Consider the following 12,871-nt stretch of genomic DNA (forward strand, 5'->3'; position numbering starts at 1 on the left):
CTAGAGGATTCGCAAATGCGCTCAGGCGTCATTGCACAGAAGGTGGGGATGACACGCATCTTCACTGATTCAGGAGAGCACGTTCCAGTGACGGTGCTGAAGCTCGACCAGTGCCAGGTGGTCGCCCATCGCACTATCGAGCGGAACGGCTATACGGCGCTGCAGGTCGGCTCGGGTCTGGCCAAGGTCAAGAACGTGAGCCGCGCCGAGCGCGGGCACTTCGCCGTGGCTCAGGTCGAGCCGCGCCGCAAGGTTGCCGAATTCCGCGTCGAGCCGGATCAGCTGATTCCGGTCGGAGCCGAGATCACGGCCGACCACTTCGTCGCCGGCCAGTTCGTCGACGTGACCGGCACGACCACGGGCAAGGGTTACGCCGGCGGCATGAAGCGCTGGAACTTCGGCGGCCTGCGCGCCACCCACGGCGTGTCGATCTCGCACCGCTCCATCGGCGGCACCGGCGGTCGTCAGGATCCGGGCAAGACGTTCAAGAACAAGAAGATGCCGGGGCATCTCGGCGCCGAGCGGGTGACCACGCAGAACCTGCGTGTCGTCCAGACCGATGTCGAGCGCGGCCTCATTCTCGTCGAGGGCGCAGTGCCGGGCGTCGCCGGCGGCTGGATCATGGTGCGGGACGCCGTCAAGCGGCCGCTGCCGAAGGATGCGCCGCTGCCGGGCAAGTTCCGGGCGCGCGAGGACGGCCAGCCCGACGCTGTTGCCGAGGCTCCGGCCGAGGCCCCCGCGACCGACGGCCAGGAGACGACGTGATGAAGCTCGATGTCACCACGCTCGACGGCGCGAGCGCCGGCCAGGTCGACCTCGACGAGGCGATCTTCGGCCTGGAGCCGCGCGTCGACCTGATCCACCGTTATGTACGCTGGCAGCTCGCCCGGCGGCAGGCCGGCACGCACAAGACGCTCGGCCGCGCCGAGATCTCGCGCACCACGCGCAAGATGTACAAGCAGAAGGGCACCGGCAGCGCCCGCCACGGCTCGGCCAAGGCGCCGCAGTTCCGCGGCGGCGGCAAGGCCTTCGGCCCGGTGGTGCGCGATCACAGCCACGATCTGCCCAAGAAGGTGCGGGCGCTGGCGCTCAAGCATGCGCTCTCGGCCAAGGCCAAGGACGATGCCATCGTCGTGCTCGAGAGCGCGGCGCTGGCCGAGGCCAAGACCAAGGCGCTGCGTGCGCAGCTCGGCAAGCTGGGCTTCGCCAGCGCGCTCATCGTCGACGGCGCCGAGGTGGACGGCAACTTCCGCCTCGCCGCCCGCAACATTCCCGATGTGGACGTGCTGCCGGTGACCGGCATCAACGTCTACGACATCCTGCGCCGGGACAAGCTCGTGCTGACCAAGGCGGCAGTGGATGCGCTGGAGGCGCGCTTCAAATGAGCCGCGAATCTCGTCCCACCGACGCCCGCCATTACGACGTGATCCTGAGCCCGGTGATCACGGAGAAGGCGACCCTGCTGTCGGAACACAACAAGGTCGTGTTTCGCGTGGCGAAGACCGCGACCAAACCCGCTATCAAAGCGGCGGTCGAGACGCTCTTCGACGTCAAGGTGGCGAGCGTCAACACGCTGGTCACCAAGGGCAAGGTGAAGCGCTTCCGCAACACGCTCGGGCAGCGCTCGGACGTGAAGAAGGCGGTCGTCACCCTCGTCGACGGGTTCTCCATCGACGTGACGACGGGCCTCTGAGCGGACACGGAAAGCTGCAGCTATGGCACTGAAATCCTTTAATCCGATTACGCCGAGCACGCGCCAGCTGGTGCTCGTCGACCGCTCGGAGCTCTACAAGGGCAAGCCGGTCAAGACCCTGACCGAAGGCAAGTCCGGCTCGGGCGGGCGCAACAATAACGGTCGCGTCACCGTCCGCTTCCGCGGCGGCGGCCATAAGCGGACCTACCGGCTCGTCGATTTCAAGCGGCGGGGCAAGCCGGGCGTGAGCGCGAAGGTGGAGCGGATCGAGTACGATCCCAACCGCACCGCTTTCATCGCGCTGATTCGCTACGCCGACGACGAGCTCGCCTACATCCTGGCGCCGCAGCGCCTGGCGGTGGGCGACACGGTGGTCGCGGGCGACCAGGTCGACATCAAGCCGGGCAACGCGATGCCGCTCGGCAACATGCCGATCGGCACGATCGTGCACAACATCGAGACCAAGATCGGCAAGGGCGGCGCGCTGGCGCGATCCGCTGGCACCTATGCCCAGATCGTCGGTCGCGACCAGGGCTACGTCATCCTGCGGCTCAACTCGGGTGAGCAGCGGCTGGCGCACGGCCAGTGCTACGGCACGGTGGGCGCGGTGTCGAACCCCGACCACATGAACATCAACATGGGCAAGGCCGGCCGCACGCGCTGGCTGGGCCGTCGGCCGCACAATCGCGGCGTCACGATGAACCCGATCGACCACCCGCACGGCGGCGGCGAAGGCCGCACCTCGGGCGGCCGTCACCCGGTGACCCCCTGGGGCCTGCCGACCAAGGGCAAGAAGACTCGCTCCAACAAGCGGACCGACGCCTTCATCGTCTCGAGCCGCCACAAGCGGAAGAAGTAAGGAACGGCACGATGGCACGTTCGGTTTGGAAAGGTCCGTTCGTCGACGGATATCTGCTCAAGAAGGCAGATGCGGTGCGCGCCTCCGGGCGCTCGGAAGTGGTCAAGATCTGGAGCCGCCGCTCCACGATCCTGCCGCAGTTCGTGGGCGTGACGTTCGGCGTCTACAACGGCCACAAGCACATCCCGGTGATGGTCACCGAGGAGATGGTCGGACATAAGTTCGGCGAGTTTTCCCCGACGCGGACCTTCCACGGCCATGCGGCGGACAAGAAGGCGAAGAGGAGGTAAGCATGGGTAAGGCAGCCGCCCCCCGCGCGCTCGCCGACAACGAGGCCAAGGCCGTCGCGCGCAACCTCCGGGTCTCGCCGCAGAAGCTGAACCTCGTTGCCGCGCTGATCCGCGGCAAGAAAGTGTCGACGGCGCTCGCGGATCTGGAGTTCAGCCGCAAGCGCATCGCCGTCGACGTGCGCAAGGCGCTGGAGAGCGCCATCGCCAACGCCGAGAACAACCACGACCTCGACGTGGACGACCTCGTCGTAGCCGAAGCGTTCGTCGGCAAGTCGCTGGTCATGAAGCGCTTCCATGCCCGCGCCCGCGGCCGTGGGGCGCGTATCGAAAAGCCTTTCTCGAACCTCACCATCGTGGTTCGCGAAACGCCGGCCACAGCCTGAGGACGGGACAATGGGTCAGAAGGTCAATCCGATCGGGCTTCGTCTCGGCATCAACCGCACCTGGGATTCCAGGTGGTTCGCCCGCAAGGGTGAGTACGGGCAGCTGCTGCACGAGGACATCCGCATCCGCGATACGCTGCGCAAGATGCTGAAGCAGGCGGCGGTGTCGAAGATCGTCGTGGAGCGCCCGCACAAGAAGTGCCGCGTCACGATCTATTCGGCGCGCCCCGGCGTCGTCATCGGCAAGAAGGGCGCGGACATCGACAAGCTGCGCAAGACCGTGGCCAAGATGACCGACGCGGACGTCGCCATCAACATCGTCGAGGTGCGCAAGCCGGAAGTCGACGCGACCCTGGTGGCCGAGTCGATCGCCCAGCAGCTCGAGCGCCGTGTCGCCTTCCGGCGCGCCATGAAGCGTGCCGTGCAGTCGGCCATGCGTCTGGGCGCGGAAGGCATCCGGATCAATTGTTCGGGCCGGCTCGGGGGCGCCGAGATCGCGCGCATGGAGTGGTACCGCGAAGGCCGCGTTCCGCTGCACACGCTGCGCGCCGATGTCGACTACGGCACCGCGACCGCGTTCACCACCTACGGCACGTGCGGGATCAAGGTGTGGATCTTCAAGGGCGAGATCCTCGATCATGACCCGATGGCGCAGGACAAGAAGATGAACGATGACGGCGGCCGTTCGCAGGGTCGCCGCGGGGCCGACGCGTCCCATTGAGGACGCGACGGTGAGGAGCAGGACACATGCTGTCGCCCAAGAAGACCAAGTTCCGTAAGCAGTTCAAGGGCCGCATCCACGGCGTCGCGAAGGGCGGGACGGACCTCAATTTCGGTGAGTTCGGGCTCAAGGCGCTCGAGCCGGAGCGCGTCACTGCGCGCCAGATCGAGGCTGCCCGACGTGCCATCACGCGCCACATGAAGCGCGCTGGCCGCGTCTGGATCCGTATCTTCCCGGACGTGCCGGTGTCGGACAAGCCGACCGAGGTGCGCATGGGTAAGGGCAAGGGCGCGCCGGACTACTGGGCGGCGCGCGTCAAGCCGGGCCGCATCATGTTCGAGCTCGACGGCGTGAACGAGGAGATCGCGCGCGAGGCGCTGCGTCTCGGCGCCGCCAAGCTGCCGATCAAGACGCGCTTCATTCAGCGCATCGCCGACTGAGAGGACGAGCCATGAAGACGACGCAAAGGCTGGCCGACCTCAAGCGGCTGTCGACCGACCAGCTCCACGACGAGCTGCTGAAGCTCAAGAAGGAGCAGTTCAACCTGCGCTTCCAGCGAGCCACCGGCCAGCTCGAGAACACGAACCGCGTGCGCGAGGTCCGTCGTGACATCGCCCGCATCCGCACGCTGCAGCGGACCGCTGCAGCCTCGCAGGCTTGAGGAGGCGGGGATGCCGAAGCGCGTTCTCCAGGGCACCGTCGTCAGCGACAAGGGCGACAAGACTATCGTGGTGAAGGTGGAGCGGCGCTTCACCCATCCGCTGTTGAAGAAGACCGTGCGCCGCACCAAGAACTACCACGCCCACGATGAGGGCAACGTGTTCAAGGTGGGCGACGTGGTCCGCATCGAGGAATCGAAGCCGATCTCGAAGACCAAATCCTGGGTTGCGCTGGCGAGCGAAGCCGAGGCCTGACCGATCATTCCAACGGCGAGGGGACGCCAGATCCCCGTCAGACGTAGTCCGGCGGCTGTGAGACACCGGAAACCGGCTGAGACAGAGAAAGGATCTATGCCATGATCCAAATGCAGACCAACCTGGATGTCGCGGACAATTCCGGCGCGCGCCGGGTGATGTGCATCAAGGTGCTGGGCGGCTCCAAGCGTAAGTACGCTGGCGTCGGCGACGTGATCGTCGTCTCCGTCAAGGAGGCGATCCCGCGCGGCCGCGTGAAGAAGGGCGACGTGATGAAGGCGGTGGTCGTGCGCACCGCCAAGGACATCCGCCGCGCCGACGGCTCGGTCATCCGCTTCGACCGCAATGCCGCGGTCCTGATCAACAACCAGAAGGAGCCGATCGGCACCCGCATCTTCGGGCCGGTGCCGCGCGAGCTCCGCGCCCGTAACCACATGAAGATCATTTCGCTCGCGCCGGAGGTGCTCTGATGGCCGCGAAAATCAAGAAGGGCGACAAGGTCGTCGTGCTCACCGGCCGTGACCGGGGCAAGACCGGCGAGGTCATCCAGGTGCTGCCCAAGGACGAGCGTGCGCTCGTCCGTGGTGTCAACGTGGTCAAGCGCCACCAGCGCCAGACCCAGAGCCAGGAGGGCGGCATCGTCAACAAGGAGGCGTCGCTGCACCTGTCCAACCTGGCCGTGGCCGATCCCAAGGACGGCAAGCCGACCCGCGTCGGCTTCAAGGTCCTGGATGATGGTCGCAAGGTGCGCTTCGCCAAGCGCTCGGGAGATCTGATCGATGGCTGACGTCAAGGACAGCAGGAAGGTCGCCAAGGAGAAGGCTCCGAAGGCTGCCAAGGGCGACGGCGCCCCGAAGACCGGCGCGCGGCCGCGCTTGCCGGAGGGCTACGCGCCGCGCCTGCGCGCGTATTACGACGAGGTGGTGCGGCCGAAGCTCATCGAGGAGTTCGGCTACAAGAACCCCATGGAAGTGCCGCGTCTCGACAAGATCGTGCTCAACATGGGCGTCGGCGAGTCGGTGAACGATTCCAAGAAGGCCACCATCGCCGCAACCGATCTTGGCCAGATCGCCGGCCAGAAGGCCGTGGTCACCCGCGCCCGCACGGCCATCGCCTCCTTCAAGGTGCGCGAGAACATGCCGATCGGCGCCAAGGTGACACTGCGCAAGGTGCGCATGTATGAGTTCGTCGATCGGCTGATCAACGTGGCTCTGCCCCGGGTGCGTGACTTCCGTGGGCTGAACCCGAAGTCCTTCGACGGCCGTGGCAACTTCGCCCTCGGCATCAAGGAGCACATTGTGTTCCCGGAGATCGACTACGATAAGGTCGATACCATGTGGGGCATGGATGTGATCGTGTGCACCACGGCCAAGACCGACGCCGAGGCGCGCGCGCTGCTGAAGCATTTCAACTTCCCGTTCCGGCAGTGAGCAGGCCCATCTGCTCAGACGCGGACACCGGAGACCACTAGACATGGCAAAGAAGAGTTCAGTCGAGAAGAACAACCACCGGCGCAAGCTGGTGGCTCGCTACGAGGGCAAACGCACGCGGCTCCTGGCCATCGCCGAGGACCGGACCAAGCCGATCGAGGAGCGCTTCGAGGCGGTTCTCAAGCTGGCCCAGCTGCCCCGCAACGCCAACCCGACGCGCATCCGCAATCGTTGCGAGGTGACCGGCCGGCCGCGCGCCTACTACCGGAAGCTCAAGATGTCCCGCGTCGCGCTGCGCGAGCTCGGCTCGCAGGGCTTGATCCCGGGCCTCGTGAAGTCGAGCTGGTGAGGAGGGACCGATCATGGCAGTGAACGATCCGCTCGGCGATATGCTCACCCGAATCCGCAACGCGCAGATGCGCCGGCGCGGGCGGGTGACCAGTCCTGGCTCCACGCTGCGCGCCCGCGTGCTCGAGGTGCTGCAGCAGGAAGGCTACATCCGCGGCTTTTCGACAACGGAGTACGGCAATGGCCGTACCGAGTTCGAAATCGAGCTCAAGTACTTCGACGGCCATCCGGTGATCCGCTCGATCGAGCGCGTCTCCAAGCCCGGCCGCCGGGTCTATGCGTCGGTCGACGCCATGCCGCGCGTGGCTGACGGCCTCGGTATCACCATTCTCTCGACGCCCAAGGGCGTGATGGCCGACCACGCGGCCCGCGAGAGCAACGTGGGCGGCGAAGTGCTCTGCAAGGTCTTCTGACCGGCGGCGCTGAACGAACCACGGGGGACGAACAGATGTCTCGTATCGGAAAGAAGCCGGTGACCGTGCCGTCCGGCGTGACGGCCACGGTCGACGGGCAATTGGTCAAGGTCAAGGGCGGGAAGGGCGAGCTGTCCTTTGCTGTGCCGCAGGACGTCGACGTGTCGTTGAAGGACGGCGCCATCTCGGTGGCGCCGCGCGGCGAAAGCAAGCGTGCCCGCGCCATGTGGGGCATGTCGCGCTCGCGCGTCGCCAATCTGGTCGAAGGCGTGACCAAGGGCTTCGAGAAGAAGCTCGAGATCAACGGCGTCGGCTACAAGGCGGCGATGGCGGGCAAGACGTTGAAGCTGTCGCTCGGCTACAGCCACGACATCGACTTCGCGATCCCGTCCGGCATCACCATCACGACGCCGAAGCCGACCGAAGTGATCGTCGCCGGCATCGACAAGCAGCAGGTCGGTCAGGTCGCCTCCGAGATCCGCGAGTTCCGCGGTCCGGAGCCCTACAAGGGCAAGGGCGTCAAGTACGCCGGCGAATTCATCTTCCGCAAGGAAGGCAAGAAGAAGTAAGGAGCGAAGATGGCTGGGAATCTCAGTTCGAGCGATCGCCGCAAGGCGCGCGTTCGGCGCTCCCTGCGGGCGGCGGCCAATGGCCGCCCGCGCCTGTCGGTGTTTCGGTCGTCCAAGCAGATCTATGCGCAGGTGATCGACGACGCCAACGGCCACACGCTCGCCTCTGCCTCCACGGTGGAGAAAGAGGTGCGCGGGGGCCTGAAGACCGGCGCCACGGTCGAGGCCGCCAAGGCCATCGGCAAGCTCGTGGCGGAGCGCGCTGTCGCGGCCGGCGTCAAGGACGTCGTGTTCGACCGCGGGTCGTACATCTACCACGGCCGCGTCAAGGCGCTGGCTGACGCCGCCCGTGAAGGCGGCTTGAATTTCTGACGGCTGTTCCGTCCGGGATTTCGGATGGCATGGTGTCCGGCCTCGGTAGGGCCGGATTTGCCGTTCCGGGTTCCGGGAGGGCCGACCGTCGGAGAAGTGTCGTCGATTTGCGGCGGATGATACGAAACATCGAGCGAGCGGGATCGCCGCATCCCGCGGAAGTGAGATAGGCATGGCAAGAGACAGGCAATCGCGCGAGGAGCGCGAACGCGACAGCGAGTTCGTGGACCGGCTCGTCCACATCAACCGCGTCGCCAAGGTGGTGAAGGGCGGCCGGCGCTTCGGCTTCGCCGCGCTCGTGGTGGTCGGCGACCAGAAGGGGCGCGTCGGCTACGGCCACGGCAAGGCCCGCGAGGTTCCCGAGGCGATCCGCAAGGCGACCGACGCGGCCAAGCGCGCGTTGGTGCGCGTGCCGCTGCGGGAAGGCCGCACCCTGCACCATGACGTCGCCGGCCGTTGGGGCGCGGGCAAGGTCCTGCTGCGGGCGGCGCCTGCGGGTACCGGCATCATCGCCGGCGGCCCCATGCGCGCCGTGTTCGAGACGCTCGGCATGCACGACGTCGTGGCGAAGTCGCTCGGCTCGTCGAACCCCTACAACCTGGTGCGCGCCACCTTCGATGCCTTGAAGCACGAGGACAGCCCGCGCTCGGTCGCCGCCCGCCGCGGCCTCAAGGTGTCCACGCTGCAGTCCCGGCGTCGTGACGCCGAGGTCGATGCGGCGGGTGCCGAGGCCTGAGGGAGGATGGCATGGCACAGCAAGGCAAGACCGTCACCGTCGAGCAGATCGGCAGCCCGATCCGTCGCGTCGCCACTCAGCGACAGACGCTGATCGGCCTCGGTCTCAATAAGATCAGCCGGCGCTCCACGCTGCCCGACACGCCTGCCACGCGCGGCATGATCGAGCGGGTGAAGCACCTCGTTCGCGTCGTGGACGGGGAGTGAACACCATGAAGCTCACCGACATCCACGACAATCCCGGTGCCACCAAGGAGCGCATGCGCGTCGGGCGCGGCATCGGCTCCGGCAAGGGCAAGACCGCCGGGCGCGGCGTCAAGGGTCAGAAGTCCCGTAGCGGCGTGCGCGTGAAGGGCTTCGAAGGCGGTCAGATGCCCTTGCATCGCCGTCTGCCCAAGCGCGGCTTCTGGAACCCCTTCCGCAAGGATCTGAACGAGGTCAACCTCGGCCGCCTGCAGCAGGCGATCGACGCGGGCAAGCTCGACGCGGGGACCGCCATCACCATCGAGACGCTGGTGGCGGCGGGCGTCTGCTCGAAGCCGCGCGACGGCGTCAAGATCCTCGGCGTCGGCGATCTCAAGGCCAAGGTGACGCTCGAGGTCGCCCGGGCCTCCAAGACCGCCGTCGAGGCGGTGGAGAAGGCCGGCGGTTCGGTTAAGATCCTGGCCGCCGAGGCGGACGAGGCTCCGGCGGCCGCCTGAGCCCGTTCGGGTGCCGCGGAGCGGGCCGGTTCCCGCTCCGCGATGGCTCGCGCGCTGCGCATGACGACGGCCTTGGTCCCTTGGGCTCAGGGTCGTCGGCCGGCGCATCGGGCGGAGCCGGACGCCGATCCGATGGGTTGAGCCTGTCTCCGGGTCGGGCGGGGCCGCCGGACCGGGAGGCGCTCCAGCTCTTTGAATACGGGAGCGCTTCTCTTCGATCGGATGGCTCCGGCCGTCGGGAGGCGCTGCGGGGTTGGGGCGACTTGCCTCGGGCCGACAGATCTGATCCGGCTGGAAAGCAACGCGGCGTCGACCCCATATAGGGGGACCGCCTCGGCGGCCAGTTCCGGGATCGAAGGACACAAGAATGGCATCGGCAGCGGAACAGCTTGCGCAGAATCTGAACTTCGGTGCTTTGGCCAAGGCCGAGGAGCTGAAGAAGCGGATCTGGTTCACGCTCGGCGCGCTGATCGTCTATCGCCTCGGCACCTACATCCCGCTGCCCGGCATCAATCCGGAGGCGGTGGCCGACATTTTCCGCCAGACCCAGGGCGGCGTGCTCGGCCTGTTCAACATGTTCTCCGGCGGCGCCGTCGGCCGTCTGGCGATCTTCGCCCTCAACATCATGCCGTATATCTCGGCATCGATCATCATCCAGCTGCTGACGAGCATCGTGCCGTCGCTCGAGCAGCTGAAGAAAGAGGGCGAGCAGGGCCGTAAGGTCATCAATCAGTACACGCGCTATCTCACGGTGGTGCTGGCGATCTTCCAGGCCTACGGCATCGCGGCCGGCCTGGAGGGCTCCGGCAACGTCGTGCTCGAGCCCGGCGTGTTCTTCCGCGTCTCCACGGTGATCACGCTGGTCGGCGGCACCATGTTCCTGATGTGGCTCGGCGAGCAGATCACCTCGCGTGGCATCGGCAACGGCTCGTCGCTGATCATCTTCGCCGGCATCGTCGCGGAGCTGCCCCAGGCGATCGCCGGCACCCTGGAGCTCGGGCGTCAGGGCGCGTTGTCGACGGGCATCATCCTGGGCGTGTTGGCGATGGCTGTCGTCATCATCGCCTTCATCGTCTTCGTCGAGCGCGCCCAGCGCCGGCTGCTGATCAACTACCCCAAGCGTCAGGTCGGCAATCGGCAGTATGAAGGCCAGACATCGTTCCTGCCGCTGAAGCTCAATACCGCCGGCGTCATCCCGCCGATCTTCGCCTCGTCGCTGCTGCTGCTGCCCACCACCATCGCCAGCTTCTCGCAGCAAAGCGGGGGCACCGGCTTCCTGTCGCTGCTGGCCACCTACCTCGGCCATGGCCGGCCGGCGTACATGGTGCTCTATGTCGCCTTGATAATCTTCTTCGCCTTTTTCTACACTGCGATCGTGTTCAATCCGACTGAGACGGCAGACAATCTGAAGAAGCACGGCGGCTTCATTCCGGGCATCCGTCCGGGGGAGCGGACCGCCGACTACATCGACTACGTGCTGACGCGGATCACGGTGATCGGGGCGGCGTATCTCGCAATCATTTGCCTCATCCCCGAAGTCCTGATCTCATATGCGTCGCTGCCGTTCTATTTCGGCGGGACATCGCTGCTGATCGTCGTCAGCGTGACCATGGATACGGTTGCGCAGGTACACGGGCATCTGCTGGCCCACCAGTACGAGGGGCTGGTGAAGAAGGCGAGACTGAAAGGGGGACGCCGTCGATGAGATTGATCTTGCTCGGACCGCCGGGCGCGGGGAAGGGAACCCAGTCCAAGCGGCTGATGCAACGCTACGACATTCCGCAGCTATCGACCGGCGACATGCTGCGTGCGGCGGTGGCAGCCGGCACGCCGATCGGCCTCAAGGCCAAGGCGGTGATGGATGCGGGGCAGCTCGTTTCGGATGACATCGTCATCGGCATCGTGTCCGATCGCGTCGAGGAGGCGGACGCCAAGCGCGGCTTCATTCTCGACGGTTTCCCGCGTACGGTGGCACAGGCGGAAGCGCTGGAGCGGATGCTCGACAACAAGGGGCTGGCGCTAGACGCGGTCATCGAGCTCAAGGTCGATCAGGCGGGTCTCGTCGACCGCATTCTGACGCGCGCAGCCGAGACAAAAGCGCGCGGTGAAGAGGTCCGGGCCGACGATGATCCTGAGGTGTTCAAGACACGGCTGGCCGCCTACAACCGCGATACCGCCGTCGTCGCGCCCTATTACAAGACCCGGGGGCAGCTCACCGAGGTCGACGGGTCGAAGCCCATCGACGAGGTGACGGACGATATCGTGCGGGTGCTGGAGAAGGTTGACGCCTGAAGCGAAAGCCGCTAAGGGACCCGCTTCCACTCATGCGACACCGCGTGCCTTCCCCGGAAGGGCGGTGCCGCACGTTTTCTTTTGAGCCCCCGCGGGGCCGGCCTCCACCGGATGCGGGATGAAAAGCAAGCTGCCGCAGAGCGGCGGCTCGGTCAAGCCCGGCGGACCTGATCCGCCGGCCACATGGAGACGGACTTGGCTCGTATCGCAGGCGTCAATATTCCCACGAACAAGCGCACGATCATTGCGCTGCAATATATCCACGGCATCGGTCCCAAGAAGGCCGAGGAGATCTGCGAGAAGGTCGGTATCCCGGCCGAGCGGCGGGTCAACCAGCTGACCGACCAGGAGGTCTTGCAGATCCGCGAGACCATCGACCGCGACTACATCGTCGAGGGCGACCTGCGTCGTGAAGTCTCGATGAACATCAAGCGGCTCATGGATCTGGGCTGCTACCGCGGCCTGCGCCACCGCCGGCAGCTGCCGGTCCGCGGCCAGCGCACCCACACCAATGCCCGCACCCGCAAGGGCAAGGCCAAGCCGATCGCCGGCAAGAAGAAGTAAGGCTGAGCCGAGCGTCCGAGGCGCTGATCGCAGCTGCGAGCATGGGTCGGCTGCCGGCCGGCCTACATTACGTTCCTACGGCGGCAGGCTGCCGCCGAGGAGATTGTCTCAATCCCGAGCGCCTGGCACGACGGGCGCGTTTGAAGGAAGTTATCGAGTATGGCCAAGGAAGCCACCCGCGTCCGCCGTCGCGAGCGCAAGAACATCGTCTCCGGCGTCGCGCACGTGAACGCCTCGTTCAACAACACCATGGTGACCATCACCGACGCGCAGGGCAACACCATTTCCTGGTCGTCGGCCGGAACGATGGGCTTCAAGGGCTCGCGCAAGTCGACGCCGTATGCGGCCCAGGTCGCGGCCGAGGATGCTGCGCGCAAGGCGGCCGAGCACGGCATGCGGACGCTGGAAGTCGAGGTGTCGGGCCCGGGTTCGGGTCGCGAGTCGGCGCTCAGGGCGCTGCAGGCAGCCGGCTTCACGGTGACATCGATCCGGGACGTGACGCCGATCCCCCACAACGGCTGTCGGCCGCGCAAGCGCCGCCGCGTCTGATCTATTGATGCTCCGGCCAGGCCGGAGCTTTGTCGTTC

Annotated in this window: 24 protein-coding genes; all 24 read left to right on the plus strand. The window is 66.4% G+C overall.

Annotated elements, in window-relative coordinates; genetic code table 11:
- Positions 1-15 precede the first annotated feature (15 nt).
- The 24 genes from rplC to rpsK all read left to right on the plus strand — a co-directional run bounded on the left by rplC (position 16) and on the right by rpsK (position 12,833).
- Positions 16-765, plus strand: coding sequence for a 50S ribosomal protein L3 (gene rplC, locus ACZ5PO_RS27395; RefSeq protein WP_464185268.1), 750 nt, complete (start codon positions 16-18; stop codon positions 763-765).
- Positions 765-1,385, plus strand: coding sequence for a 50S ribosomal protein L4 (gene rplD / locus ACZ5PO_RS27400; protein WP_464185270.1), 621 nt, complete (start codon positions 765-767; stop codon positions 1,383-1,385). The genes rplC and rplD overlap by 1 nt, the downstream gene beginning before the upstream one ends.
- Positions 1,382-1,693, plus strand: a complete 312-nt coding sequence (locus ACZ5PO_RS27405; protein WP_464185271.1) for a 50S ribosomal protein L23 — start codon at positions 1,382-1,384, stop codon at positions 1,691-1,693. The genes rplD and ACZ5PO_RS27405 overlap by 4 nt, the downstream gene beginning before the upstream one ends.
- Positions 1,694-1,715: 22 nt before the next feature.
- On the plus strand, positions 1,716-2,552 hold the full coding sequence (rplB, locus tag ACZ5PO_RS27410) for a 50S ribosomal protein L2 (RefSeq protein WP_464185273.1): 837 nt from the start codon (positions 1,716-1,718) through the stop codon (positions 2,550-2,552).
- An 11-nt stretch (positions 2,553-2,563) separates the two neighbouring features.
- Positions 2,564-2,842 carry a 30S ribosomal protein S19 gene (gene rpsS, locus ACZ5PO_RS27415; protein WP_188608625.1) on the plus strand — a complete coding sequence of 93 codons (279 nt, stop codon included), beginning with the start codon at positions 2,564-2,566 and terminating at the stop codon, positions 2,840-2,842.
- Between the two features lie 2 nt (positions 2,843-2,844).
- The gene (gene rplV, locus ACZ5PO_RS27420) at positions 2,845-3,225 is read left to right on the plus strand and encodes a 50S ribosomal protein L22 (protein WP_464185275.1); all 381 of its coding nucleotides are present in this window, start codon (positions 2,845-2,847) and stop codon (positions 3,223-3,225) included.
- A gap of 10 nt (positions 3,226-3,235) precedes the next feature.
- Entirely contained in the window at positions 3,236-3,946 is a 711-nt protein-coding gene (rpsC, locus tag ACZ5PO_RS27425; RefSeq protein ID WP_464185276.1) for a 30S ribosomal protein S3, read from the plus strand.
- Positions 3,947-3,972: 26 nt separating this feature from the next.
- Positions 3,973-4,386 carry a 50S ribosomal protein L16 gene (rplP, locus tag ACZ5PO_RS27430; RefSeq protein ID WP_188608622.1) on the plus strand — a complete coding sequence of 138 codons (414 nt, stop codon included), beginning with the start codon at positions 3,973-3,975 and terminating at the stop codon, positions 4,384-4,386.
- An 11-nt stretch (positions 4,387-4,397) separates the two neighbouring features.
- Entirely contained in the window at positions 4,398-4,607 is a 210-nt protein-coding gene (rpmC, locus tag ACZ5PO_RS27435) for a 50S ribosomal protein L29 (RefSeq protein ID WP_464185277.1), read from the plus strand.
- 10 nt (positions 4,608-4,617) lie between these two features.
- Positions 4,618-4,860, plus strand: a complete 243-nt coding sequence (gene rpsQ / locus ACZ5PO_RS27440; RefSeq protein ID WP_464185278.1) for a 30S ribosomal protein S17 — start codon at positions 4,618-4,620, stop codon at positions 4,858-4,860.
- A gap of 101 nt (positions 4,861-4,961) precedes the next feature.
- Positions 4,962-5,330 (plus strand): 50S ribosomal protein L14, encoded by a 369-nt coding sequence (rplN, locus tag ACZ5PO_RS27445; RefSeq protein WP_188608619.1) that lies wholly within the window; start codon positions 4,962-4,964, stop codon positions 5,328-5,330.
- Positions 5,330-5,647: a 50S ribosomal protein L24 gene (gene rplX / locus ACZ5PO_RS27450; protein ID WP_464185279.1), complete on the plus strand. Its 318-nt coding sequence runs from the start codon at positions 5,330-5,332 to the stop codon at positions 5,645-5,647. Before rplN ends, rplX begins: the two co-directional genes overlap by 1 nt.
- Entirely contained in the window at positions 5,640-6,290 is a 651-nt protein-coding gene (rplE, locus tag ACZ5PO_RS27455; protein WP_464185280.1) for a 50S ribosomal protein L5, read from the plus strand. The genes rplX and rplE overlap by 8 nt, the downstream gene beginning before the upstream one ends.
- A 43-nt stretch (positions 6,291-6,333) precedes the next feature.
- Positions 6,334-6,639, plus strand: coding sequence for a 30S ribosomal protein S14 (rpsN, locus tag ACZ5PO_RS27460; RefSeq protein ID WP_464185282.1), 306 nt, complete (start codon positions 6,334-6,336; stop codon positions 6,637-6,639).
- Between the two features lie 13 nt (positions 6,640-6,652).
- A complete protein-coding gene (gene rpsH, locus ACZ5PO_RS27465; RefSeq protein ID WP_464185284.1) occupies positions 6,653-7,051 on the plus strand; it encodes a 30S ribosomal protein S8 in 399 nt (132 codons plus the stop codon).
- Positions 7,052-7,086: 35 nt separating this feature from the next.
- Positions 7,087-7,620 (plus strand): 50S ribosomal protein L6, encoded by a 534-nt coding sequence (rplF, locus tag ACZ5PO_RS27470; RefSeq protein ID WP_464185285.1) that lies wholly within the window; start codon positions 7,087-7,089, stop codon positions 7,618-7,620.
- Between the two features lie 9 nt (positions 7,621-7,629).
- Complete coding sequence (gene rplR, locus ACZ5PO_RS27475; protein ID WP_464185287.1) at positions 7,630-7,992, plus strand: 50S ribosomal protein L18; 363 nt, start codon at positions 7,630-7,632, stop codon at positions 7,990-7,992.
- Positions 7,993-8,164: 172 nt separating this feature from the next.
- Positions 8,165-8,728 carry a 30S ribosomal protein S5 gene (gene rpsE, locus ACZ5PO_RS27480; RefSeq protein WP_464185288.1) on the plus strand — a complete coding sequence of 188 codons (564 nt, stop codon included), beginning with the start codon at positions 8,165-8,167 and terminating at the stop codon, positions 8,726-8,728.
- A gap of 11 nt (positions 8,729-8,739) precedes the next feature.
- On the plus strand, positions 8,740-8,934 hold the full coding sequence (rpmD, locus tag ACZ5PO_RS27485; RefSeq protein ID WP_464185289.1) for a 50S ribosomal protein L30: 195 nt from the start codon (positions 8,740-8,742) through the stop codon (positions 8,932-8,934).
- Positions 8,935-8,939: 5 nt separating this feature from the next.
- The gene (gene rplO / locus ACZ5PO_RS27490) at positions 8,940-9,428 is read left to right on the plus strand and encodes a 50S ribosomal protein L15 (RefSeq protein ID WP_464185290.1); all 489 of its coding nucleotides are present in this window, start codon (positions 8,940-8,942) and stop codon (positions 9,426-9,428) included.
- 367 nt (positions 9,429-9,795) lie between these two features.
- A complete protein-coding gene (secY, locus tag ACZ5PO_RS27495; RefSeq protein ID WP_464185291.1) occupies positions 9,796-11,133 on the plus strand; it encodes a preprotein translocase subunit SecY in 1,338 nt (445 codons plus the stop codon).
- Positions 11,130-11,720, plus strand: a complete 591-nt coding sequence (locus ACZ5PO_RS27500) for an adenylate kinase (RefSeq protein ID WP_464185292.1) — start codon at positions 11,130-11,132, stop codon at positions 11,718-11,720. The genes secY and ACZ5PO_RS27500 overlap by 4 nt, the downstream gene beginning before the upstream one ends.
- 195 nt (positions 11,721-11,915) lie before the next feature.
- Complete coding sequence (rpsM, locus tag ACZ5PO_RS27505; RefSeq protein ID WP_464185293.1) at positions 11,916-12,284, plus strand: 30S ribosomal protein S13; 369 nt, start codon at positions 11,916-11,918, stop codon at positions 12,282-12,284.
- A gap of 159 nt (positions 12,285-12,443) precedes the next feature.
- Positions 12,444-12,833: a 30S ribosomal protein S11 gene (gene rpsK / locus ACZ5PO_RS27510; RefSeq protein ID WP_188608606.1), complete on the plus strand. Its 390-nt coding sequence runs from the start codon at positions 12,444-12,446 to the stop codon at positions 12,831-12,833.
- The last annotated feature ends 38 nt before the right edge of the window (positions 12,834-12,871 follow it).

This window comes from Chelatococcus sp. KU-N122 (assembly GCF_055391085.1).

Coding starts and splice junctions, on each gene's coding strand:
- rplC (WP_464185268.1), top strand. CDS start 16: ATGCGCTCAGGCGTCATTGCACAGAAGGTGGGGATGACACGCATCTTC.
- rplD (WP_464185270.1), top strand. CDS start 765: ATGAAGCTCGATGTCACCACGCTCGACGGCGCGAGCGCCGGCCAGGTC.
- ACZ5PO_RS27405 (WP_464185271.1), top strand. CDS start 1,382: ATGAGCCGCGAATCTCGTCCCACCGACGCCCGCCATTACGACGTGATC.
- rplB (WP_464185273.1), top strand. CDS start 1,716: ATGGCACTGAAATCCTTTAATCCGATTACGCCGAGCACGCGCCAGCTG.
- rpsS (WP_188608625.1), top strand. CDS start 2,564: ATGGCACGTTCGGTTTGGAAAGGTCCGTTCGTCGACGGATATCTGCTC.
- rplV (WP_464185275.1), top strand. CDS start 2,845: ATGGGTAAGGCAGCCGCCCCCCGCGCGCTCGCCGACAACGAGGCCAAG.
- rpsC (WP_464185276.1), top strand. CDS start 3,236: ATGGGTCAGAAGGTCAATCCGATCGGGCTTCGTCTCGGCATCAACCGC.
- rplP (WP_188608622.1), top strand. CDS start 3,973: ATGCTGTCGCCCAAGAAGACCAAGTTCCGTAAGCAGTTCAAGGGCCGC.
- rpmC (WP_464185277.1), top strand. CDS start 4,398: ATGAAGACGACGCAAAGGCTGGCCGACCTCAAGCGGCTGTCGACCGAC.
- rpsQ (WP_464185278.1), top strand. CDS start 4,618: ATGCCGAAGCGCGTTCTCCAGGGCACCGTCGTCAGCGACAAGGGCGAC.
- rplN (WP_188608619.1), top strand. CDS start 4,962: ATGATCCAAATGCAGACCAACCTGGATGTCGCGGACAATTCCGGCGCG.
- rplX (WP_464185279.1), top strand. CDS start 5,330: ATGGCCGCGAAAATCAAGAAGGGCGACAAGGTCGTCGTGCTCACCGGC.
- rplE (WP_464185280.1), top strand. CDS start 5,640: ATGGCTGACGTCAAGGACAGCAGGAAGGTCGCCAAGGAGAAGGCTCCG.
- rpsN (WP_464185282.1), top strand. CDS start 6,334: ATGGCAAAGAAGAGTTCAGTCGAGAAGAACAACCACCGGCGCAAGCTG.
- rpsH (WP_464185284.1), top strand. CDS start 6,653: ATGGCAGTGAACGATCCGCTCGGCGATATGCTCACCCGAATCCGCAAC.
- rplF (WP_464185285.1), top strand. CDS start 7,087: ATGTCTCGTATCGGAAAGAAGCCGGTGACCGTGCCGTCCGGCGTGACG.
- rplR (WP_464185287.1), top strand. CDS start 7,630: ATGGCTGGGAATCTCAGTTCGAGCGATCGCCGCAAGGCGCGCGTTCGG.
- rpsE (WP_464185288.1), top strand. CDS start 8,165: ATGGCAAGAGACAGGCAATCGCGCGAGGAGCGCGAACGCGACAGCGAG.
- rpmD (WP_464185289.1), top strand. CDS start 8,740: ATGGCACAGCAAGGCAAGACCGTCACCGTCGAGCAGATCGGCAGCCCG.
- rplO (WP_464185290.1), top strand. CDS start 8,940: ATGAAGCTCACCGACATCCACGACAATCCCGGTGCCACCAAGGAGCGC.
- secY (WP_464185291.1), top strand. CDS start 9,796: ATGGCATCGGCAGCGGAACAGCTTGCGCAGAATCTGAACTTCGGTGCT.
- ACZ5PO_RS27500 (WP_464185292.1), top strand. CDS start 11,130: ATGAGATTGATCTTGCTCGGACCGCCGGGCGCGGGGAAGGGAACCCAG.
- rpsK (WP_188608606.1), top strand. CDS start 12,444: ATGGCCAAGGAAGCCACCCGCGTCCGCCGTCGCGAGCGCAAGAACATC.